Raw genomic sequence first — 20,376 nt, forward strand, 5'->3', positions numbered from 1 at the left:
GCAGGGTTGATTAGCTCACACGCTCAAGGATCAGGGCAATGCCCTGGCCAACACCGATACACATCGTACACAGGGCATAACGCCCGTTGCGGCGATGAAGTTCGTGGCTGGCGGCAAGCGCCAGTCGGGCTCCACTCATACCTAACGGATGACCTAACGCAATCGCACCGCCGTTGGGGTTAACATGTGGGGCGTCGTCAGGCAGCCCCAACTGTCGTAAAACCCCCAGCGCTTGCGCGGCAAAGGCTTCGTTCAGTTCGATAACATCCATGTCGTTGATGGAAAGCCCTGCCAGCTCCAGCACCTTACGGGTGGCAGGCACTGGCCCAAGCCCCATCAGGCGCGGTTCAACACCGGCAGTTGCCATCGCGACAATGCGCGTTGTTGGCGTTAAACCGTGGCGCTGAGCTGCCGACGCGCTGGCGATGATGAGCGCCGCCGCACCGTCGTTCACACCTGATGCATTTCCGGCAGTAATCACACCGTTGGTACGAAACGGTGCTTTTAGTCCGTTGAGCTGCTGCAAAGTGGTTTCCGGTCGCGGATGTTCGTCTTCGCGAATCTCAGTCACCGCGCCTTTTTTTCCTTTCAACTGCACCGGCACAATTTCCTCGGCCAGAACGCCATTCTCACGTGCCAGCTGCGCACGTTGCTGGCTGCGCCAGGCAAAGGCATCTTGATCGGCACGGCTGATATTTAACAACTCCGCTACATTCTCTGCCGTTTCTGGCATGCTGTCAGTACCAAATTGTTCAGCCATGAGCGGGTTCACAAAACGCCAGCCGATCGTGGTATCAAACATCTCCGCCTGGCGCTGAAAAGGCGTGCTGGCTTTGCCCATCACAAAAGGTGCGCGGGACATCGACTCTACGCCTCCGGCAATCATCAGTTCGGCATCACCGGCTTTGATTGCCCGCGCGGCCATACCTAACGCATCAAGGCCCGACCCGCACAAGCGGTTAATTGTGGTGCCAGAAATTGTCTGCGGTAACCCGGCAAGTAACGTCGCCATACGCGCCACGTTACGGTTATCTTCCCCTGCCTGGTTGGCACAGCCGAGAATCACATCGTCTACTGCGTTCCAGTCAAGGTTCGGGTAGCGAGCCATCAGCTCTTTTAGCGGGATCGCGGCAAGATCATCGGCACGAACTGAAGAGAGTGCTCCACCGTAGCGGCCAATGGGCGTGCGGACACCGTCACAGATAAATGCGTCGTTCATAGTCTGGCTCCTGAAACTGTGGTTCCAATACGGTGCGAACGCCCACGAAACAGAGCGATGGTTTTCTCATCCTGGTTAATGATTTCAATGTCATATACCCCGGTCTGCCGGCCTTGAGTGCGTACCTGAGCAATGGCTGTCAGCACATCACCGGCTTTTCCAGGTCGGACGAAATCGATACTGCAACCGGAAGCCACTGCCGCCAGCCCCTGGCTGTTGCAGGCGTAGGCAAATGCGGTGTCAGCCAGCGTAAACAGTTGCCCGCCGTGGCAGGTTTGATGGCCGTTGAGCATGACGTCGGTGATGGTCATGGTCAGGCGTGCAAATCCATCCCCCATGTCCTGAATCTCGATGCCCATCTGCTGCGCACAGTTGTCGCGAGCATACATTTCCCGGGCATTCGCCCATGCATTAATGCTCATGTTGTGTCTCCAGAAGCGAGCGTTGACGCAGGATTGACGTTGGGCGATAGCGCTCCTCGCCGTAATGTTGTTGCAGGTTCTCCATCATGCGCAGTACCTGCTGCCAGCCGAGTTCCGCGCCCCACGCCAGCGGGCCATGAGGGTAATTCACGCCAAGGCGCATCGCGGTGTCGATATCCTCTTCACTGGCGACACCTTTTTGCGCAGCATCGGTCGCTTCGTTCGCGAGCATAGCGACCGTGCGCCAGACCAGCATTCCAGGGTAGTCGCTGATCATCAGCACCTGTTTACCCTGCTGCTGGAAGAAACGAATCGCTTTGGCAGTCTGCACAACCGTGTTACTTGCCGCAGCCGCCAGCACGACCAGCGGTGAGCTTTGCCAGTCGTTGACCAGATCAAGCAGCACGACCGGGCGTTGCAGACGTTTAGCCAGTTGAGTCGCTGTTTCGCCTTGCGTCATCTGCACCAGAACATCGTCCAGTTCAAGATACGAATACGTGACGCCGTCACCTGAATCGTGATTATTCAGCCATGCGGCAAAACCATGGTGCTGAATTTCTTGCGCATCTGATTCGCCAGGCTCGGCGGGCAGATAAGGCAATGATTCATTGAGTGGCCAGCGGTATACGCCCTGCCCGGTTTTTTTGCCAAGGCGTTTACCAAACACCAGTTCCTGCTGGATAAGCGAAGGCAGAAAGCGGCGTTCCTGCCAGAAACCATTGAATACGGAACAGGTCACGGCAAAGTTCACGTCCTGGCCGATAAGGTCGGTCAACGCCAGCGGCCCCATCGGAAACCCACCGCAGTCGCGCAATGCCGCATCAATCACGCCCGCTGGTGCTACTTGCTCTTCGAGCGCGCGCCAGGCTTCAGCATAAAATGGGCGCGCCACGCGGTTAACGATAAAGCCCGGTGTCGAGTGGCAATGCACCGGTTGTTTGCCCCAACGCATCGCCAAGCCGGTCAGGCTTTCGAGAACCGCAGGGGAAGTTTCCAGCCCGCTCACCACTTCCACCAGTTTCATCACCGGTGCTGGGTTAAAGAAATGCAGCCCTGCCACACGCTGTGGTTGTTCAACGCCGCTGGCAATCGCGGTAATGGAAATCGACGATGTGTTGCTGGCGAAAATCGCCTCCGCGGAACAGACCGCTGCCAGTTCACGGAAGATTGCCTGCTTGATGTCGATTTGTTCGGCTGCGGCCTCAATGACCAGTGCCGCATCCGCCAGTTCGCTGATGCTCTGTGCAGTGTTTAAACGGCTTTCAACGTCATGCTTTTCGGACGCCGTCATTTTACCCTTTGCCACGCGGGCACTCAGCGCTGTGGCAATTGCATCAATGGCACGCGCCGCAGCACCGGGATGGATATCGTAAATTCTGACCCGGTGCCCGGCTTGTGCGGCAACCTGCGCAATGCCAGCCCCCATGGTGCCGCCGCCAATCACGGCAATAATTGATTGTGGTGTCAGCATCATCATTTCCCCTTAAACACCGGTGTGCGTTTAGCCAGAAATGCCGACACCCCTTCGCGGTAATCTTCGCTACGCCCGGCCATGCGCTGGTAATCGCGCTCAAGATCGAGCTGTTCTTCAAGGGTGTTTGTTTCGGAAGCGTTCAGTGCCTTCTTCACCAGTCCCAGGCCAAAGGTTGGCTGGCTGGCAAAATGCACGGCGAGCTGGCGAGCGGTATCGTTGAGTGCTTCATCATCCACCACTTGCCAGATCATGCCCCATTGATGGGCTTGCTCCGCACTCAGTTTATCGCCCAGCAACGCCAGCCCCATCGCACGAGCACGCCCGGCAAGGCGCGGCAAATACCAGGTACCTCCGCAATCAGGAACGAGGCCTAATTTGCTAAAAGACATAATGAAGTTTGCTGAACGCGCCGCAATCACCATATCGCAGCCCAGGGCAAGCGTTGCCCCGGCACCGGCGGCGACACCGTTAACCGCCGCAATAACTGGTTTTGGCAATGCGGCCAGGCGCTTAATCAGCGGGTTATAGAAGTTCTCAACCGAGGCGCCTAAGTCTGGAGCAGCTCCACTTGGGTCAACATTGCGGTCATTGAGATCTTGTCCGGCACAAAACGCACGGCCCGCGCCCGTTATCAGCAGGCAGCGAATGGTGTCGTCACGTTCGACTTGCGTCAGCACATCAGCAAGCTGGCGATGCATTTCGTCATTAAAACTATTCAGGCGCTCCGGGCGATTTAACGTCAGCGTCATCACGCCGTTTTGCACATCACTAAGAATGAATGTCATGGCTATCGTCCTTTAAACGCAGCGGGTCGTTTTTCGAGAAATGCGGCAATGCCTTCCTGCCGGTCTTCGGTGGCGGCAAGCAGCGTGAAAAGCTGCCGTTCGTGGGCTAAGCCCTGACTGAGAGACAGTTCATGTGCCTGGCGCAGTGCGGTTTTCGCAGCCTGCAATGCCAGCGGCGCATGTTGCGCGATGCGCGCCGCCAGCTTTTCGCTGTATTCCAGCGTTAACGCCGCAGGGCACATCTCTGCAACCAGGCCTGCCTGCTGCGCCTGTTGTGCGGTTATCGCCTTGCCCGTCAACACCATTTTGTATGCCATCGCTTTGCCAACACTGCGAATCAAACGTTGTGTACCACCCGCGCCGGGCATAATGCCGAGAGTTATTTCAGGCAGGCCAAAGCGTGCGTTGTCACCCGCCATTACGATGTCGCATAGCATCGCCAGTTCGCACCCGGCACCCAACGCATAACCGTTTACTGCAGCCAGCAGCGGTTTGTTAAAACGTTCGATACGAGCCCAAAGCTGTGGGCGTGGATCGTTAAGCGTGGCGGGCATATCAAGGCTCGCCATCTCTTTAAGATCAGCCCCAGCGGCGAAAAATCGATCGTTGCCCGTAATAACGACTGCCCCTGTGCTTTCGTTTTGCTGCGCGGCTTCCAGCGCTAAGGCGATCTGATCAAGCAGCGCGTTATTTAAAGCGTTTCGCGCTTCGGGGCGGTTTAAAGTCAGGGTCAGTACGCGCCCGTTTTGGCTAACCAATAATTCGCTCATCACAGCCCCTGCGCATCAAAGTCGAGCACTACGTCGTCACCTTTCGGCAGCGCCTGGCAACTGAGGATGTAACCCGCCGCCAGTTGGTCTGGTTCAAGGCTGTAATTGACGCCCATCCCCACTTCACCGCTCACCACTTTGCAGCGGCAGGTGGCGCACACCCCGCCTTTGCATGCGTAAGGTAAATCCGCACCCTGGCGCAACGCCGCGTCGAGAATGCTTTCGTCATGCGAATCGAGGGTAATTTTGCGGTCGCGTCCGTCCTGGCGAATCGTTACCGTTTTGCCTGCCGCCTGTTCGCGGCGGCGCAAGCTCGGTGCAGTGCCGGGCGTGTTGAAGTGTTCGATAAAAATATTGTCCGCCGCCACGCCCATTTCCAGCAGTGCGGCTTCGGTTTCATGCATCATGCTTTGTGGGCCGCAGATGAACGTGCGGTTAAAGCCTTTTATATCGAGCAAGTTATCGCCCAGCGCTTTGAGTTTCGCGCCGTCGAGTCTTCCGCTCAGCAATTCGCTTTCCTGCACTTCCTGGCTGAACAGATAGATAAGTTGCAGGCGTTGTGGGTAGCGGTCTTTTAAGTCGGCCAGCGCCTGGCGGAACATCATGCTGCGGCTGCTGCGGTTGCCATAAACCAGCGTTACTCGGCTATTGGATTCGGTGGCAAGCGTTGCTGCGACAATCGCCAACATTGGCGTAATGCCGGAGCCGACTGCCAGCGCCAAATAATTACCCTCAGTTTCAGGCTGCGGTTGGTAGCCGAATGTTCCCTGCGGGATCATCACGTCCATCGCCATACCCGCCACCAAATCGCTCACCGCATATTGCGAAAAGCGCCCACCGTCGATGGCTTTTACCGCCACACAGATTTCGCCGGGTTGTTCGGCGCGACAAATGGAGTAACAGCGGCGTAACTCCTCACCACCGAGGCGAGTTTTTAGAGTCAAATGCTGGCCAGGTTTGAAAGCAAAATGCGTCTGTAATTCTCCTGGCACTTCAAAAGTGATGGCCACCGCGTCAGGAGTTTCCTGCTCAATGCGCGCCACCTTTAGCGAATGAAACGTCGTCATGGCTACCTCAAATACATTTAAAGTAATCAAAGGGTTCGCGGCAGCTGTCGCAGCGGTATAACGCTTTACAGGCCGTGGAACCGAATTCGCTGATAAGCGAGGTATGCAAACTGCCGCAGCGTGGGCATTCCACATCGCCGCTGACTGATATGGCGTGGCAAGCGTGGCCTTGCGGTGGGCTGATGCCGTATTCACGCAGCCGCGTTTTGGCCGCGGGCGACATCCAGTCGGTTGTCCACGCCGGGTGCAGCATTTGTTCGATATGCACCGGTTGCAATTGCGCGTCTGCCATCGCTTCACGAATTGCCGTCAGCAAAAAGTCGGTCGCCGGGCAGCCGGAATACGTTGGCGTGAAACCGATATGCCAACCGTCTTCACGGTGGTGAACGCTGCGCACCATGCCCAGATCGGTGATAGTCAGTACCGGGATTTCCGGGTCGCTGATCTGCCCGAGAATGCGCCATACATCGCGGACTCTAGCCGGTTCCACCACATCGAAAATTTGCATTTTTACCTCACTACCATTGCTGATTGGGGTAAGCGCGTTGCAGATATTGCATTTCTGCCAACAGCGGGCCTAGATGTTCGGTATGTAGCCCTTGTTTGCCGCCCATGCGGTATTGCGCTTCTTGTGGTTTAACCAGTGAGGCCTCAATCAGGCCGTTAAACGTTTCTTTTTCCCAGGCGGCACGCAAGGTGCGCGGGTCAACGCCAATCCCTTGCTCAGCAAGGCTGATTTCCAGTTCATCTGCATGGAACATCTCGCCGCTAAAGCGCCACAGTTTATTGAGTGCCTGCTGCATTTTTTGCTGAGAAACCTCAGTGCCGTTGCCCAGACGCACTAACCAACCACGGCTAAAGCGCAGGTGGTAACGCACCTCTTTGATGGCTTTTGCGGCAATTGCCGCCAGTTGGCGGTCGCGGCTTTGCGCCAACTGGCTAAACAGTTCAACATGCCAGGCATCCAGCAGATACTGGCGCATGAGGGTGTCGGCAAAATCACCGTTCGGCTGTTCTGCCAGTAGTAAATTGTGGAACTCACGTTCGTCGCGCCCATACGCCAGTTTGTCTTCATCAAGCTGGTCACCCTGAAGTTCTGCTGCGTAGGTCAGGAAATTGCGTGCCTGGCCGAGTAAGTCCAGGCCGATGTTCGCCAGCGCGAGATCGATCTCTAGTTCTGGTGCATGCCCACACCAGGCACTCAGGCGCTGGGCCAGTACCAGGCTGGTGTCGCCAAGGCGCAGGGTGTAAGTGGTTAACGGGGAATAAGTCATTTCACGCCTCACATGTGCTCGATGCCATCAGGGATGGTGTAGAACGTTGGGTGGCGATAAATCTTTGTTTCCGCCGGGTCAAAGAAGGCACCGCGTTCTTCAGGCTGGGAAGCGATAATTTCGCTCGCCTTTACCACCCAGATTGAGCAGCCTTCACTGCGGCGGGTGTAAGCATCGCGGGCGTTTTCCAGCGCCATTTGTTGGTCTGCAGCGTGCAGGCTGCCAACGTGGCGGTGCGATAACCCTTGTTTGCTGCGAATAAACACTTCGTATAACGGCCAGTGAACATTGCTCATAAATCAATCCTTCATATCCGATGTAAATGGTGGATGACGCTAGTGCTTATCCACCCTACAAATTCTGTTTTTCTGCGTACGCCAGCGCCGCTTCACGCACCCATGCACCCTCTTCCCACGCTTTACGTTTGGCGCTCAAACGCTCTTCGTTGCACAACCCGCGCCCGGCAATCACTTCGTTAAATTCATGCCAGTCAATTTCGCCGAATTCGTAATGCCTTGTTGCTTCGTTAAAAGTGAGATCGCTATCCGGCACCGTCATGCCGAGCATTTCCACCTGCGGTACGGTGTTGTCGACAAAACGTTGGCGCAGTTCGTCGTTACCAAAACGTTTGATTTTCCATGTAAGGCTTTGGGCGCTATTTGGGGAGTTGTCGTCGTTTGGGCCAAACATCATCAACGCAGGCCACCAGAAACGGTTGATCGCGTCCTGCAACATCTGGCGTTGTTCTTTACTGCCCTGCGCCAGCACCATGCAGGCTTCAAAACCCTGGCGTTGATGGAAGCTCTCTTCTTTGCAGATCTTCACCATCGCCCGGGCATATGGGCCGTAGGAAGTGCGGCACAGCGCCACCTGGTTCACAATCGCCGCGCCATCAACCAACCAGCCGATCACGCCAATATCGGCCCAGTTCAGCGTCGGATAGTTAAAGATCGAGGAGTATTTCATCTTGCCGTCGAGCATCTTCTGGTAGATGTCTTCTCGCGCACAGCCCAGGGTTTCCGCCGCGCTGTAGAGATAAAGTCCATGTCCAGCTTCGTCCTGCACTTTCGCCAGCAAAATCGCTTTGCGTTTCAGGCTCGGTGCGCGAGTCAGCCAGTTGCCTTCCGGTAACATGCCAACAATTTCAGAATGGGCGTGCTGCCCTATCTGGCGAATCAATGTCTTACGGTATTCATCCGGCATCCAGTCCTGCGGTTCAATCGCAATTTCCTGCGCAATTCGCTCATCAAAACGGTGTAATTCGGTCACGGCATCACCTTTATGATTCGGTTTAGATTCACTAAATGCGACATTGTGAATCACTTAATGATTTAAAGTTACAGATAAGTTAACTAAAACGGCAAAATTAACACGTATGGTTTGTGAGCATTATCACGATAAATTTTAAATAAACTAAATTATTCATTAAGTTACGAAATAAACCAAAAAGGCATGCAATCACGTTGTTAATAAATTATTAAATTACATCTTGCTTTTTATGATTCACAAATTAAACATTAGTGTCATTAAATGTAATTCTTAACGAGGTGTTTGATGCAGCAGTTAACTAGTTATCTGGCAGGCCAATGGGTGATGGGACGTGGCAAAGAACGCACTATAAATCATGCAATTAGCGGTGAGGCGCTGTATCAGGTTACCAGCGAAGGGCTGGATATGGCGCAGGCACGTCATTTTGCTATTGAATCAGGTGGTGCGGCATTACGCGCTCTGACCTTCGTGCAACGTGCAGCCATGTTGAAAGCGGTGGCAAAACACCTATTGGCAAACAAAGAAACGTTTTATGAAATTTCCGCACAGACCGGTGCGACCCGCGCAGACAGCTGGGTTGATATCGAAGGTGGTATCGGCACCCTTTTCGCCTATGCCGGTATGGGAAACCGTGAACTGCCTGACGATGTACTGTGGCCAGAAGATGAAATGATCCCGCTTTCTAAACAAGGCGGGTTCGCCGCCCGCCATGTGCTGACGTCAAAATCTGGCGTGGCGCTGCACATCAATGCATTTAACTTCCCTTGTTGGGGAATGTTAGAAAAACTGGCCCCAACCTGGCTTGCTGGAATGCCAGCCATTATAAAACCCGGCACCGCCAGCGCGCAGCTCACACAAGTGATGGTGAAATCCATCGTCGATTCCGGGCTGGTGCCAGAGGGCGCAATCAGCCTTATCTGCGGTGGCGTAGGTAACCTGTTTGATCTGCTGGATGAACAAGATGTGGTGACCTTTACCGGCTCAGCCAGTACTGGGCAGAAGTTACGTTGTCACTCAAATATTGTTGCCCGTTCAGTCCCATTCACAATGGAAGCTGACTCACTTAACTGCTGCGTGCTGGGTGAAGATGTGGCAGCGGAAAAGCCTGAATTTACGTTGTTTATTCGTGAGGTGGTGCGTGAGATGACCGCCAAAGCTGGGCAAAAATGTACCGCAATCCGCCGTGTCATCGTCCCGCAGGATCAGTTGGAAAATGTGATTCAGGCGCTGAAAGCCAAACTTGAGAAGATCCAACCCGGTGACCCTGCTCAGGAAGGCGTGAAAATGGGTGCACTGGTTAGTCTTGAGCAGCGTGACGATGTGCAAAGCAAAGTGAATCAGTTGGTTGCCGTTGGCTGCCAGATTGTGATAGGTGGCAAAGCGGATGGCTCTCATCCCGGTGCCTTCTTCCCGCCAACGTTATTGCTGTGCCAGCAGCCAGATGAAACACCTGCGGTACATGAACTGGAAGCGTTCGGCCCAGTTGCTACCGTAATGCCTTATCACGATTCAGAACACGCGATGGCGCTGGCACGTGCAGGCCAGGGTAGCCTTGCGGGAACGCTGGTCACTGCGAGTGGCGATATTGCACGCCAGTTTGTTCTGGGTGCCGCCCGTGCTCACGGGCGCATTCAGGTGCTAAACCAGGAGTCATCTGTCGAGTCCACAGGCCACGGCTCGCCGCTGCCGATGCTGGTTCATGGCGGCCCAGGACGCGCCGGTGGTGGCGAAGAGCTTGGTGGCCTGCGAGCAGTGAAACATTACATGCAGCGCACGGCGATTCAGGGCAGTCCATCAATGCTGGCGGCGGTAAGCAAACAGTGGAGCTACGGCGCGGCGGTGCAGGAAAGCCCGGTTCACCCTTTCCGTAAGCATTTTGACGAACTGGAAATTGGCGAGAGTTTACTTACAGCACGCCGGACCATCACCGAAGCCGATATCGTCAACTTCGCCAATCTGAGTGGCGACCACTTCTACGCTCATGTCGATAAAATTGGTGCGGCCGAATCGTTCTTTGGCGAGCGCGTAGCTCACGGCTACTTTGTGGTATCAGCTGCCGCGGGGTTGTTTGTTGATCCGGGGGTTGGGCCTGTTATCGCCAACTATGGCATGGAAAACCTGCGCTTTATCGAACCGGTGAAAATTGGCGACACTCTGCAAGTGCGCCTGTCGTGCAAGCGCAAAACTGCCAAACCGCAAAAGAGCACGGAAGACAAACCGGTTGGCGTGGTGGAGTGGGCAGTTGAAGTGCTGAACCAGGATAAACAGTCCGTGGCACTCTATTCCATTCTGACACTGGTTGCGCGAAGGGTTTAACGGACCAACTGAAAACTTCTGCCTGGTTATTGTCCGTGGCGGAAGTTTTCATAAATGGCTGATTAAGACGCCGTTACTCCAGGATTGTCTGATAACGAGATGAATTTCCCGCATTTGCTATCAAAAGCTTCAATACATCCCGATTCAATATCATAAACCCAGCCGTGAAGCGTGATATTGCCCTTCGCAAGCGCTAACGCAACACAAGGGTGAGTACGTAAATTCCCCAGTTGAGCGATAACATTTTGATGCACCATGCCGTCCACGCGAGATTGGGTTGAGCTATGCTCTTCAGCTTCGTTAATGGCTTTTGCGGCATCTGCATAACGTAACCAGTGGGCAACGGCTGGCATATGATCAAGACACTGGCAGTTGGCGACAGCTGTCATTGCTCCACAGTCCGAGTGCCCGCAAACCACGATGTCACGAACGCCAAGCGCCATCACCGCATATTCTACCGAAGCTGAAACACCACCAGGCTCAGGCCCGAACGGTGGCACAATATTACCTGCGTTTCGAATGACAAACAGTTCACCCGGTTCACGCTGTGTCACTAATTCAGGAACGAGTCGGCTGTCAGAACAGGAAATAAAAAGTGTTTTAGGATTTTGATTTGATGCAAGTTTTTTGAAGAGTTTGGAACGTTGCGGAAATGCTTCTTTCTGAAACCTCAAAAAACCGTCAATAACGTCTTTCATCGTAAGCCCTATATATCTTTTGTGCCAACATGATGCCACGCTGATAATGGCAGATCAATAAACTGTCATGCGATATATATATCCACATATTTATTGTTATTATATTTCACCCTATTTTTAATGTTGCTTTATATCCTCTTGGTTCGAATAATCCGCATTGGTTTCTGGTCACTATCACGCCTCCTCACCCAACCGCGTTATCACCCTGCGCAAATAAGTCAGCACTGCCGTTGCCGTTTCGCTCAACGAGGATTCAGCAAGCGTTACCGCGCCAACATCCATGTAGGTGGTGCTGTCAGCAATGCTGCGGCGCATCACGCGTAACCCTTCGAGCGACCAAGGGCGGTAAACCAGATCCGACAATATCGTCACGCCCTTTCCTTTTGCGACCAGACTGCGCACCGTTTCGAACGATGTGGTGGTGAAAAAGATATTTGGGCTGCCACCACGTGTGCGCCAGTGCTCTTTAATCACGTCAGGATATTCGTCAGTATCCAGCAGCAAGAATGGCTGGTTTTCGATATCTGCCAGATGAATAACGGACTGGTTCAATAGCGGGTGGCCTTGTGCGGCCCAAAGTCGGCGCGGTGAGCGAATAAAGATTTCTGTTTCCAGGGTGTTGTCGTGAGCAATATTTGAGGTTAATAGCAGCGAGAAATCAATATTCTTACGTTTTAATGATTCGGTTAATTCCTGTGGATTCTCCTCAATGAAATTAATCGTCATTAATGGGAAGTGCTGTTCAACTTCAATAATAATCGCCGGAAGCAAATAGGCGGAAAGCGTTTTGGCGATGCCAATATTCACTGTGCCTTGTTCCAGTTGCGGTTGGTGTAGCAAATCGTCGATGGCAAGCTGGCTGTCATTAATAATCTTACGAGCGTAATGCAGGAAGCGCTCTCCTGCGGCGGTGAGTTCAATACCTTTTGGCTGGCGCAAAAACAGCTGGTTGTTTAACGAGGATTCAAGGTTACGCATGGCGACCGTCATAGACGACTGCGAGATATTACAGCGCGATGCCGCTTTGGAAATCTGCTGTGTTTGCGCAAGCGCGATGAAAAACTCCAGCTGCCGCAGTGTGAACCTCATAGTTTTAAACTATACCTCGCCATGAAAAAGATGAATTAGATTTGGTTGCCTCGCAACCCTACCATAGTCCTCAGTGAACCGATGATTCGATAACTCGCTGGTGTCCACCGCTAGATCCACGCAGTCTTTATCAGCTGCATGAAATTGCTTATATGCATTGAATCTATACCTGAGTGTATTAAACCGTTTTCTGGAACTCAAATTATGCCGTATTTACTGTTAAGCCTTGCCGCCTGCTTCTGGGGTGGAAACTACGTTGTGGGCCACGAACTGGTCGCGCAGGTTGACCCTATTGTGCTGTCCGAGGCCCGCTGGATGCTCACCGCCCTGTTGCTCATCAGCCTCTATTTCCGGCAGATAAAGGCGCAATGGCAGGCGATGGTCGAGGCAAAATACACAGTGTTTTTCCTCGCTTTATGCGGGCAAGTGTTATTCCCGGTGACGCTATATATCGGCCTGCAATACACCTCATCATTAAATGCGGCGATATATTTATCCACCACGCCCGCATTAGTGTTGCTGATTAATAAGTTTATTTTCAAAGAGGCTATTTCACGGCGCAATATTTATGGTGTGGTGCTTAGCTCTTTGGGCGTGATCTATCTGGTGATGCAAGGCGACCTTCTACATATGGATACGCTTAAAAACCTAAACCGGGGTGATGTGTGGACCATGGGTTCGGCTGTCAGTTGGGCATTGTACTGCGCGTTCTTGCGCCTCAAACCAAAACAGGTTGGTGGGAATGCATTTGTTGCGGTAAGTGCCGCAATTGGAGCAATAGTGCTGCTGCCGGTGTTATCACTCTATTCGGCGGCCCACTATGCATCTGAGATGAAAGTCTACTTTAATTCAGGCTTCTTATTAGGGCTGGGTTACCTGGTTATCTTCCCGTCATGGCTGTCATATTTGCTGTGGAATAAAGGTATTCAGGCGATTGGTGCTACACGCGGTGAAGTTTATTCGCACCTTATTCCGCTTAGCGGTGGCGTGTTTAGCGTGCTGTTCCTCAATGTACCGTTACACGGTTTTCATCTCGTCAGCGCACTGCTTATCACGCTGGGAATTGCACTTTGCTCGATGGCTACAAAGCAGAAGGTTTTAGCTCCTGACCCATGCAGTCGATAAAATATTCGTAAGCCGGAGTCAGTACCTGGTCTTTTCGCAGCATAAAACTAAAGGTGATGCGTGAATTCTGAAGACTGAGACAATCATTCAGTACGGCAAAATTCACGCAATCAAAGGGACCTTTCTATTTAGTTATCGCAGTGGCCTTGCTGGGCCAGTTTCACTTCCGGTTTGGAAACTACCCGCTTACCTTCGGTTTCAGAAGATTCGCTCAAACCTGCACCGCCGACAAAAGCCCCCATCTTGATATATTGTCTGATGAAGTAGTTTTTCCCAGCTTGCATGAATAACGACAGGTCGTTTGGAGAGAATTCGGACTCAGTAGAAATTTTGTGCGTCTGGTTACCTGTTACTTGCGTATAGAAGAACGTTCTGTCCGCAGTTTCACCCACACATTTGCCATCGACATACACATCTTTTTTAAGTGATTTACCCGCAAAGCTATCGCGATAAATATATAGCCCAGCTTTATCTTGCTCTGGAGCAGGGAATGTTTTGGCATTAATAGATTCTTGCTCTGGAGCCAAAGGGACACTTGCACAACCACTGAGAAGTAGTGCGGCTAAAACAGAGGCAGAGAGAAATAAATTTTTAATTTTCATTTGCACAAATCCTTTTATATAAGCTGTGTATTTTTATTTTTTGCACGCAAAAAGCCACAAGCATCTGAAAGACACTTATTTACGCTTGAGAATTTAAGACGGAGTAATGTCACTAATGATGAATAAAAGATCAAGCAATCAATAGGATAAATACCAATAATGGTAGGGTATGTATTTCACCGTTCCTTAACTACAATTTCCCTAAGAATCTTCCTGGTGCAATAAATAAAGACTCGTATTCACTACCAGTCTGAATAATATGAACACCAACAAAAAAACGTAAACATAAAATTACACCTCATGTAACCCTCATTTGACGGAGTCATAACAATCCCTTACCCTGCGCGGCATAATCTCGTTATTACAAGCGTAAATTCAGAGGGAAGCGTGAAGAATCGCACTCTTGGCAGTATCTTTATCGTCGCCGGTACCACTATTGGCGCAGGAATGTTGGCAATGCCGCTGGCTTCAGCAGGTGTTGGATTTGGGGTGACTTTCCTGTTGCTCATCGGCCTGTGGGGGTTGATGTGTTACACCGCACTGCTTCTGGTCGAAGTTTATCAACACGTTTCCGCCGACACCGGCCTTGGCACCCTTGCCCGCCGCTATCTTGGAAAACCAGGGCAATGGCTTACCGGTTTTAGCATGTTGTTCCTGATGTATGCGCTGACGGCGGCGTACATCAGTGGTGCCGGTGAACTGCTGGCCGCAAGTTTGAACCAATGGTTTGCGTCCTCCATCTCCGTTACAAGTGGGGTTTTGCTGTTCACGATTGTTGCCGGTGGCATTGTTTGCATCGGTACCCATATGGTGGATATGTTCAACCGCGTGCTGTTTAGCGCCAAGGTGATTATGTTGGTGGTGATGCTGGGGCTGATGATGCCGCACATCCATCACACTAATTTACTGACGTTGCCGCTGGAGAAAGGCCTCGCGCTTTCAGCCATTCCGGTGATCTTCACTTCGTTTGGCTTCCACGGCAGCGTGCCGAGTATTGTCAGTTACCTTGATGGCAACCTGCGCAAACTGCGTTGGGTGTTTATCATCGGCAGCGCAATCCCGTTAGTTGCTTATATCTTCTGGCAAGTTGCTACGCTGGGTGCGATTGATTCGGGTGTGTTTAGCGGGCTGTTAGCCAATCATTCGGGTCTGAATGGTTTGTTGCAGGCGGTTCGTGAAGTGGTGGCCTCGCCGCACGTCGAATTGGCGGTGCATCTATTTGCGGATCTGGCGCTGGCAACTTCATTCCTGGGAGTGTCGTTAGGGTTGTTTGATTACCTGAGCGACCTGTTCAACCGTAAACGTAATGCATCGGGCCGTGCGCAAACAGGGTTGATGACGTTTGTACCGCCGTTGGTTTTCGCCCTGTTTTACCCGCAAGGATTTGTGATGGCGCTGGGTTATGCCGGTGTTGCGCTGGCAATACTGGCACTCATCATCCCGTCACTTTTGGTCTGGAAAAGTCGCCAGACTCAAAAAGAGCCTGGCTACCGTGTTGCTGGTGGCAAACCGCTGCTGATTCTGGTGTTTGCCTGCGGTATCGCCGTGATTGTGATTCAGGCGATGATTGCGTCCGGCGCTTTGCCGGAAGTGGGTTAATTAGACAAGACCTGTGTTGACGCGTTTGCCTATCTCTTTAAGCTGCGAGTACTTCTCAAGCAGAGATGGGCCGTCATCAAGGCTCATGGCAAACATCCACATGTAGGTCATGACAGAGTAAATATGCCCGGCGTTCCCGACACCTTTCACGGTCATAAGCCAAATGGTCATCGCGAACAGGAACGCTGCGGCAATACCAATAGATAAATAGCCGTATGCCTCCCGGTCGGACAAACGAATACGCACACGCGCCAAAAAGTTGTAATGCTTGTTCAGTGTGTTTTCACTGGCTGTGCCGACAAAACCCACCTCTTTTTCCAGCCTGTCGTTGAGTTTCTCATACAACATTTCGTTTTTACGCGTATAGCTCGGAAGGAACATGGCGAAGAAAATCAACACGCCAAAACAAGCGACACCCGCCCAGAACTCAATAGTCAGCAACATAATCACTGCGCCGATAATCGAAGCGACAGAGGTAATCAGTAGCGGCAGGTGTGTTTCGAAGAAATTGACAAATTCACGTGACAACGTCACGCGGGCGGCAATGGTCGAATGACTATGGTCGTCCTCACGCTGTGCAAGGATCACCGGCACGGCAAGACCGGCATAGATTCTGGCAAATGTCCGGGTATCCATGCTGCGGCGTGCAGCGCCTATCGCCCACATCACAAAGACCACCAGCGCATACAGCAATGCATGTAGCGGTTGCCCTTTAATGATGGCGTTGATGGCAAATCCGGCCATTAATGGATAGAGCAAATAGATGATGTTTTCAGCGACCACCAGCATCAGCGTAATCACTAATTTTTTACTGTGGAGTTTTGCGAGTTTTTTTAATGTATTCATTGCGCCGCGTGATGGTTTAAGCTCCGCGGTTTGGGTCGTATGCATGACTTTATATTCTTAAATTGTTATTCTTGAGCGGTTGCTCAAGAGTAAAGGAAGTCTATTTGAGCACTTGCTCAAAGTCAACGAAGGTGCCGTGATGAAAGAGAAAGCGTCTGTTCTGAAAGAGAATATTCTTGATGCAGCGATCGCCCTGTTTACTGAAAAAGGAGTGGAAAAGGTCACCACTCGCGAACTAACAGAACAGGTTGGGATAGCCCGTAGCCACATTTACCACTACTTCCCAGACTGGCAGACGTTATGCATTGAAGCATTTTCGCGCTTTATGTACGCCGAGTTGGCAGCTTTTAGCCAAAAAACGCGCGCCTTGCCGCCCGAACAGGGTTTGAATATTTTTGTGGAAGATTATTTACCCGACCGCGCTGATGCCGTGTGGGAGTTGTACGGATCGTTATGGCGCCTCGCGGTGCATAACAAGGTTTATGCGGAACTGGCATTAACGTTGACCGAAAAATGGGATGCTTTGTTGGCGAGTATTATTGAGGCGGGTATTGAAAGCGGCGTTTTCCGTCAGACCGATGTCTTGCGAGTAACCCGTCAGCTTGGTGCATTGCTTAACGGGTATTCGGATCAACTGATTATCGACAGCGCGCCACTTGCCCGCGATCAGGCCTTAGAAGATATCCAGGCTTTTATCAGTCAGATTTTAATTATGGGTAAGTGATCCCTGGAGGATTCACTTCAGACGAAGCAACTTCTTCGCCCTTTTCTCCCCATCTGTCGAGAACTTGCTGATATTCACCACGTTTCGCTGCACCGTCGAGGGCTGCCTGTAATGCATAAACCAGCTCGTTCCCTTTTTTGGTAGTGGTAGCAACATAGGCTTTTTTTGGCCCAAGCCCAACAACACGCGTTTTCCCGGTTAACGCGGCTTTATAGGCCGCCACACTCTGCGGGCCGAAGGTCGCATCAGCACGTCCGGCCTGAATATAAAGGTTACCGGAAGCATCATCCGTTAAATAAATCGGTTGAGCCGGTTTGCGCCCTTCTTGTTCATTTTGCTCATTCCAGCCCAACAGGATTTTTTCCTGATTAGTACCGGAACCTAAAATAATCCGTAACCCGCTAACATCTGCAGGCCCTTCAATTTTTTGAATCGGGCTGTCTGATTTCACCGAGAATGCCAGCGAATCTACGCGATAGGTCGCAAAATCAAACTTAGTCTTACGCTGCTCGGTTACCGCTATATTGACCAGAGCCACATCGTAGCGACCGGATGTAATGCCAAGCGGCCAGTCTTCCCAGGCGGTTGGCACCAGTTTGAGCTTCAGTCCTAAGCTATCGGCCAGCAAACGTGCAATATCAGGATCACTGCCGATCCTTGTGCGGTTATCACTCGCAAGCATGGCAAGCGGTGGCGAGTTTAGTGCTGAAATGGCGACTGTAAGCGTACCCGGCTCAACAAATTTATAGCCCTGAGGAATTTTACTGATAGCCACCGGGTCTTTAGCCGTATGTATCGGCACTTCATTAGCTTTAAGATCGAGACTTCCCTGTGCAAAGCTCGCCGAACTCACTATCAACAGCGCCAGTGGGACAAATTTCATAACTGCTCCTTAGAGGACTTTTGATAAAAACTGACGCGTTCGCGAATGTTGTGGATGGTTAAGTACTTCGTCGCTGCTGCCTTGCTCAACAATTTTTCCGTCGACCATAAACACCACGTTATCCGCCACTTCACGGGCAAATCCTATCTCATGGGTGACGACCACAAGCGTTGTGCCAGAGCGGGCCAGTTTTTTAATCACATCCAGCACTTCGCCCACCAGCTCCGGATCGAGTGCGGACGTAGGTTCATCAAACAGCATCACGCGTGGACGCAGTGCCAGCGCACGGGCAATGGCGATACGTTGTTGCTGCCCACCGGAAAGATGGCGCGACCAGGCATCCGCTTTATTACGCAGCCCTACCACATCGAGCAGTTGATAGGCCTGTTCAATCGCCGCTTTTCGGCTCAGCTGTTTATGGGCAATCGGCGCTTCAATCAGGTTTTCCAGCACCGTGAGATGCGGGAACAAATTGAAGTTTTGAAACACATAACCGACGTTAATGCGCTGACGCAGGATCTCTTTTTCTTTCAGTTCATACAGCTTGTCGCCGGCCTGACGATAGCCAATGTAATCACCATCTATCTGGATGAAACCCTCATCTACACGTTCAAGATGGTTAATCGCACGCAACAAGGTAGATTTACCGGAGCCTGACGGCCCAAGAATCACCGTGACCGAACCAGGCTCCAGTTCCAGTGAGACGTTATCCAGCGCTTTATGGCGGCCAAAATATTTACTCACACCGGTAATCGAAATTTGGCCGGTCTGGTTATGGGATTGGTACATGGGCGGTCTCCTGAGTCTGCAGCACCGGTTGATGTGATGGATTACGAGCGGGAGTTTGTTGATTAATCGCCGAGCGGCGCTCACTACGTGCCAGCCAACGTTCGACCAGATGTTGAATCAGCGACAGTACGCTGGTGATAACCAGATACCAGACCGCCCCCACCATTAGCAGTGGGATCACTTCCTGGGTGCGGTTGTAGATCATCTGAATGGTGTAGAACAGCTCAGGCATCGCCAGCACGTAAACCATCGCTGTGCCTTTAGCGAGACTGATAATTTCATTAAAACCTGAAGGCAAGATGGTGCGCAGCGCCTGCGGTAGAATAATACGCAGCGTACGTCGCCATGCGGGTAACCCTAATGCCGCTGCCGCTTCATATTGGCCGTGATCCACGCCAAGGAAACCACCGCGAATAATCTCGGCTGTATAGGCACTTTGCACTAACGTCAGCCCAACCACAGCGGTAGAAAACTGCCCCAGCACGTTTATCGTTTGGTAACTTCCCCACTGAATTTGGGTAAACGGAATACCTATCGAGAGCGTGTCGTACAGATAGGAGAAGTTATAGAGAATAATCAGCACCACGATCAGTGGCAGTGAACGAAACAGCCAGATATAACTCCACGCAAGACTATTTAGCAGCCACGAAGATGAAAGCCGTGCCAGCGCCAACATTCCGCCAATCACTACACTCAGCACAGTCCCTATTAGCGTCAGCAGTAAAGTTTGCGCCAGTCCTTCAAGAATTACCGGGTCGAAGAACCAGCGGGCAAATACGCTCCACTCCCAGCGGGGGTTAAATGCAACCGACTGGATAACCACAGCCAGCACAAACAGAGCGATAATTGCACCGAGTGTTCTGAGTGGATAGCGCGCAGGAACCACTTTAATCGTTGATGGGGTATGCATAAGTATTCCTCAGGCCGTTTTGCTCAGACGAGCCAACTCTTTGGTAAAACGTAAGCGGCCGTCGAACGGAGCCACACTGTATTCTTCCCGGTTACGGTGAATATCAAACTGCGGTTGGTAGCCAAGACTCAGATAAAGCTTCACCGCTTCTGGCTGGCGAAAACCGGTAGTCAGATAGATATGGCGATAACCTGCAACCTGCGCCCGACTTTCCAGTTCACGCATCACTCGCTGAGCAAGCCCTTGTTGGCGTAGTGCAGGATGCGTCCAGATACGTTTAACTTCGGCTGTCTGTTCGTCGAATGGCTTATAAGCGCCGGTGGCAATAATCTCGCCGTCACGCTCCAGAACAATAAACAGGCCCTGTGGGGCCAAATACCATTCGGTAAGTTCGACTTCCGCATCACGGGAAAAATAGTCCCCATAGCGCGCTTCATATTCGCTAAATAGCCCAGCAATAATCGGCTGCAGTTCTGGCGCCTCGGGTGAAACATCACGAAATTGTTCACGCATGT

22 protein-coding genes are annotated in these 20,376 nt (G+C 52.0%); 4 read left to right on the forward strand and 18 right to left on the reverse strand.

What is annotated here, in order from left to right:
• Positions 1 to 10 precede the first annotated feature (10 nt).
• From pcaF to paaA, 10 genes are read right to left on the reverse strand one after another with little or no spacing between them, the layout of a single operon-like run.
• Positions 11 to 1,219, reverse strand: a complete 1,209-nt coding sequence (gene pcaF / locus M977_RS22250) for a 3-oxoadipyl-CoA thiolase (protein ID WP_064518936.1) — start codon at positions 1,217 to 1,219, stop codon at positions 11 to 13.
• Positions 1,216 to 1,641, reverse strand: coding sequence for a hydroxyphenylacetyl-CoA thioesterase PaaI (paaI, locus tag M977_RS22255; protein WP_064518938.1), 426 nt, complete (start codon positions 1,639 to 1,641; stop codon positions 1,216 to 1,218). The genes pcaF and paaI overlap by 4 nt, the downstream gene beginning before the upstream one ends.
• A complete protein-coding gene (gene paaH, locus M977_RS22260) occupies positions 1,631 to 3,112 on the reverse strand; it encodes a 3-hydroxyacyl-CoA dehydrogenase PaaH (protein WP_425339055.1) in 1,482 nt (493 codons plus the stop codon). The genes paaI and paaH overlap by 11 nt, the downstream gene beginning before the upstream one ends.
• A 2-nt stretch (positions 3,113 to 3,114) precedes the next feature.
• Positions 3,115 to 3,900 (reverse strand): 2-(1,2-epoxy-1,2-dihydrophenyl)acetyl-CoA isomerase PaaG, encoded by a 786-nt coding sequence (gene paaG / locus M977_RS22265; protein WP_064518943.1) that lies wholly within the window; start codon positions 3,898 to 3,900, stop codon positions 3,115 to 3,117.
• Between the two features lie 2 nt (positions 3,901 to 3,902).
• Positions 3,903 to 4,670 (reverse strand): 2,3-dehydroadipyl-CoA hydratase PaaF, encoded by a 768-nt coding sequence (gene paaF, locus M977_RS22270; RefSeq protein ID WP_064518945.1) that lies wholly within the window; start codon positions 4,668 to 4,670, stop codon positions 3,903 to 3,905.
• Complete coding sequence (gene paaE / locus M977_RS22275) at positions 4,670 to 5,737, reverse strand: 1,2-phenylacetyl-CoA epoxidase subunit PaaE (protein ID WP_064518947.1); 1,068 nt, start codon at positions 5,735 to 5,737, stop codon at positions 4,670 to 4,672. Before paaE ends, paaF begins: the two co-directional genes overlap by 1 nt.
• A 7-nt stretch (positions 5,738 to 5,744) precedes the next feature.
• On the reverse strand, positions 5,745 to 6,245 hold the full coding sequence (gene paaD / locus M977_RS22280) for a 1,2-phenylacetyl-CoA epoxidase subunit PaaD (protein ID WP_064518949.1): 501 nt from the start codon (positions 6,243 to 6,245) through the stop codon (positions 5,745 to 5,747).
• A 10-nt stretch (positions 6,246 to 6,255) separates the two neighbouring features.
• Entirely contained in the window at positions 6,256 to 7,011 is a 756-nt protein-coding gene (gene paaC, locus M977_RS22285) for a 1,2-phenylacetyl-CoA epoxidase subunit PaaC (protein ID WP_064518951.1), read from the reverse strand.
• A gap of 8 nt (positions 7,012 to 7,019) precedes the next feature.
• On the reverse strand, positions 7,020 to 7,307 hold the full coding sequence (gene paaB, locus M977_RS22290) for a 1,2-phenylacetyl-CoA epoxidase subunit PaaB (protein WP_064518953.1): 288 nt from the start codon (positions 7,305 to 7,307) through the stop codon (positions 7,020 to 7,022).
• Between the two features lie 55 nt (positions 7,308 to 7,362).
• A complete protein-coding gene (paaA, locus tag M977_RS22295; protein ID WP_064518955.1) occupies positions 7,363 to 8,280 on the reverse strand; it encodes a 1,2-phenylacetyl-CoA epoxidase subunit PaaA in 918 nt (305 codons plus the stop codon).
• 285 nt (positions 8,281 to 8,565) lie between these two features.
• On the opposite strand from paaA, the gene paaZ reads away from it, so the two are divergent.
• Positions 8,566 to 10,596: a phenylacetic acid degradation bifunctional protein PaaZ gene (gene paaZ, locus M977_RS22300; protein ID WP_064518957.1), complete on the forward strand. Its 2,031-nt coding sequence runs from the start codon at positions 8,566 to 8,568 to the stop codon at positions 10,594 to 10,596.
• A gap of 62 nt (positions 10,597 to 10,658) precedes the next feature.
• Here paaZ and M977_RS22305 read toward each other — a convergent pair whose 3' ends face one another.
• Both M977_RS22305 and M977_RS22310 read right to left on the reverse strand, forming a co-directional pair.
• Positions 10,659 to 11,294: a carbonic anhydrase gene (locus M977_RS22305; protein WP_064518959.1), complete on the reverse strand. Its 636-nt coding sequence runs from the start codon at positions 11,292 to 11,294 to the stop codon at positions 10,659 to 10,661.
• 174 nt (positions 11,295 to 11,468) lie between these two features.
• Positions 11,469 to 12,383: a LysR substrate-binding domain-containing protein gene (locus tag M977_RS22310; RefSeq protein WP_064518961.1), complete on the reverse strand. Its 915-nt coding sequence runs from the start codon at positions 12,381 to 12,383 to the stop codon at positions 11,469 to 11,471.
• Between the two features lie 204 nt (positions 12,384 to 12,587).
• Between M977_RS22310 and M977_RS22315 the strand changes: the two genes are divergently transcribed.
• Entirely contained in the window at positions 12,588 to 13,508 is a 921-nt protein-coding gene (locus tag M977_RS22315; protein ID WP_064518963.1) for a DMT family transporter, read from the forward strand.
• Between the two features lie 128 nt (positions 13,509 to 13,636).
• On the opposite strand, the gene M977_RS22320 is transcribed toward M977_RS22315, so the two are convergent.
• On the reverse strand, positions 13,637 to 14,110 hold the full coding sequence (locus M977_RS22320; RefSeq protein WP_064518965.1) for a DUF2846 domain-containing protein: 474 nt from the start codon (positions 14,108 to 14,110) through the stop codon (positions 13,637 to 13,639).
• A 387-nt stretch (positions 14,111 to 14,497) separates the two neighbouring features.
• Between M977_RS22320 and tyrP the strand changes: the two genes are divergently transcribed.
• Positions 14,498 to 15,709 carry a tyrosine transporter TyrP gene (gene tyrP / locus M977_RS22325; RefSeq protein WP_064518967.1) on the forward strand — a complete coding sequence of 404 codons (1,212 nt, stop codon included), beginning with the start codon at positions 14,498 to 14,500 and terminating at the stop codon, positions 15,707 to 15,709.
• On the opposite strand, the gene M977_RS22330 is transcribed toward tyrP, so the two are convergent.
• Entirely contained in the window at positions 15,710 to 16,600 is an 891-nt protein-coding gene (locus M977_RS22330) for an ABC transporter six-transmembrane domain-containing protein (RefSeq protein ID WP_064518969.1), read from the reverse strand.
• Positions 16,601 to 16,694: 94 nt separating this feature from the next.
• Between M977_RS22330 and M977_RS22335 the strand changes: the two genes are divergently transcribed.
• Positions 16,695 to 17,279, forward strand: a complete 585-nt coding sequence (locus M977_RS22335; protein ID WP_064519046.1) for a TetR/AcrR family transcriptional regulator — start codon at positions 16,695 to 16,697, stop codon at positions 17,277 to 17,279.
• Here the strand turns inward: M977_RS22335 and M977_RS22340 are convergent.
• Genes M977_RS22340 through M977_RS22355 form a run of 4 tightly spaced genes read right to left on the reverse strand, consistent with a single transcriptional unit; the run spans position 17,266 to position 20,374 of the window.
• Complete coding sequence (locus tag M977_RS22340; RefSeq protein ID WP_064518971.1) at positions 17,266 to 18,162, reverse strand: transporter substrate-binding domain-containing protein; 897 nt, start codon at positions 18,160 to 18,162, stop codon at positions 17,266 to 17,268. The genes M977_RS22335 and M977_RS22340 overlap by 14 nt on opposite strands.
• A 9-nt stretch (positions 18,163 to 18,171) precedes the next feature.
• Positions 18,172 to 18,951, reverse strand: coding sequence for an amino acid ABC transporter ATP-binding protein (locus tag M977_RS22345; protein WP_064518973.1), 780 nt, complete (start codon positions 18,949 to 18,951; stop codon positions 18,172 to 18,174).
• Positions 18,935 to 19,861 (reverse strand): amino acid ABC transporter permease, encoded by a 927-nt coding sequence (locus M977_RS22350; protein ID WP_064518975.1) that lies wholly within the window; start codon positions 19,859 to 19,861, stop codon positions 18,935 to 18,937. The genes M977_RS22345 and M977_RS22350 overlap by 17 nt, the downstream gene beginning before the upstream one ends.
• A 9-nt stretch (positions 19,862 to 19,870) precedes the next feature.
• A complete protein-coding gene (locus M977_RS22355) occupies positions 19,871 to 20,374 on the reverse strand; it encodes a GNAT family N-acetyltransferase (protein ID WP_064518977.1) in 504 nt (167 codons plus the stop codon).
• Positions 20,375 to 20,376 lie beyond the last annotated feature (2 nt).

Origin of the sequence: Buttiauxella gaviniae ATCC 51604 (assembly GCF_001654835.1) — a bacterium.
Classification (GTDB): Bacteria; Pseudomonadota; Gammaproteobacteria; order Enterobacterales; family Enterobacteriaceae; genus Buttiauxella; species Buttiauxella gaviniae.

What these genes read in the sequence shown, in the direction of transcription:
- pcaF (WP_064518936.1), bottom strand. Translation starts at nt 1,219, where the DNA reads ATGAACGACGCATTTATCTGTGACGGTGTCCGCACGCCCATTGGCCGC.
- paaI (WP_064518938.1), bottom strand. Translation starts at nt 1,641, where the DNA reads ATGAGCATTAATGCATGGGCGAATGCCCGGGAAATGTATGCTCGCGAC.
- paaH (WP_425339055.1), bottom strand. Translation starts at nt 3,112, where the DNA reads ATGCTGACACCACAATCAATTATTGCCGTGATTGGCGGCGGCACCATG.
- paaG (WP_064518943.1), bottom strand. Translation starts at nt 3,900, where the DNA reads ATGACATTCATTCTTAGTGATGTGCAAAACGGCGTGATGACGCTGACG.
- paaF (WP_064518945.1), bottom strand. Translation starts at nt 4,670, where the DNA reads ATGAGCGAATTATTGGTTAGCCAAAACGGGCGCGTACTGACCCTGACT.
- paaE (WP_064518947.1), bottom strand. Translation starts at nt 5,737, where the DNA reads ATGACGACGTTTCATTCGCTAAAGGTGGCGCGCATTGAGCAGGAAACT.
- paaD (WP_064518949.1), bottom strand. Translation starts at nt 6,245, where the DNA reads ATGCAAATTTTCGATGTGGTGGAACCGGCTAGAGTCCGCGATGTATGG.
- paaC (WP_064518951.1), bottom strand. Translation starts at nt 7,011, where the DNA reads ATGACTTATTCCCCGTTAACCACTTACACCCTGCGCCTTGGCGACACC.
- paaB (WP_064518953.1), bottom strand. Translation starts at nt 7,307, where the DNA reads ATGAGCAATGTTCACTGGCCGTTATACGAAGTGTTTATTCGCAGCAAA.
- paaZ (WP_064518957.1), top strand. Translation starts at nt 8,566, where the DNA reads ATGCAGCAGTTAACTAGTTATCTGGCAGGCCAATGGGTGATGGGACGT.
- M977_RS22305 (WP_064518959.1), bottom strand. Translation starts at nt 11,294, where the DNA reads ATGAAAGACGTTATTGACGGTTTTTTGAGGTTTCAGAAAGAAGCATTT.
- M977_RS22310 (WP_064518961.1), bottom strand. Translation starts at nt 12,383, where the DNA reads ATGAGGTTCACACTGCGGCAGCTGGAGTTTTTCATCGCGCTTGCGCAA.
- M977_RS22315 (WP_064518963.1), top strand. Translation starts at nt 12,588, where the DNA reads ATGCCGTATTTACTGTTAAGCCTTGCCGCCTGCTTCTGGGGTGGAAAC.
- M977_RS22320 (WP_064518965.1), bottom strand. Translation starts at nt 14,110, where the DNA reads ATGAAAATTAAAAATTTATTTCTCTCTGCCTCTGTTTTAGCCGCACTA.
- M977_RS22330 (WP_064518969.1), bottom strand. Translation starts at nt 16,600, where the DNA reads ATGCATACGACCCAAACCGCGGAGCTTAAACCATCACGCGGCGCAATG.
- M977_RS22335 (WP_064519046.1), top strand. Translation starts at nt 16,695, where the DNA reads ATGAAAGAGAAAGCGTCTGTTCTGAAAGAGAATATTCTTGATGCAGCG.
- M977_RS22340 (WP_064518971.1), bottom strand. Translation starts at nt 18,162, where the DNA reads ATGAAATTTGTCCCACTGGCGCTGTTGATAGTGAGTTCGGCGAGCTTT.
- M977_RS22345 (WP_064518973.1), bottom strand. Translation starts at nt 18,951, where the DNA reads ATGTACCAATCCCATAACCAGACCGGCCAAATTTCGATTACCGGTGTG.
- M977_RS22350 (WP_064518975.1), bottom strand. Translation starts at nt 19,861, where the DNA reads ATGCATACCCCATCAACGATTAAAGTGGTTCCTGCGCGCTATCCACTC.
- M977_RS22355 (WP_064518977.1), bottom strand. Translation starts at nt 20,374, where the DNA reads ATGCGTGAACAATTTCGTGATGTTTCACCCGAGGCGCCAGAACTGCAG.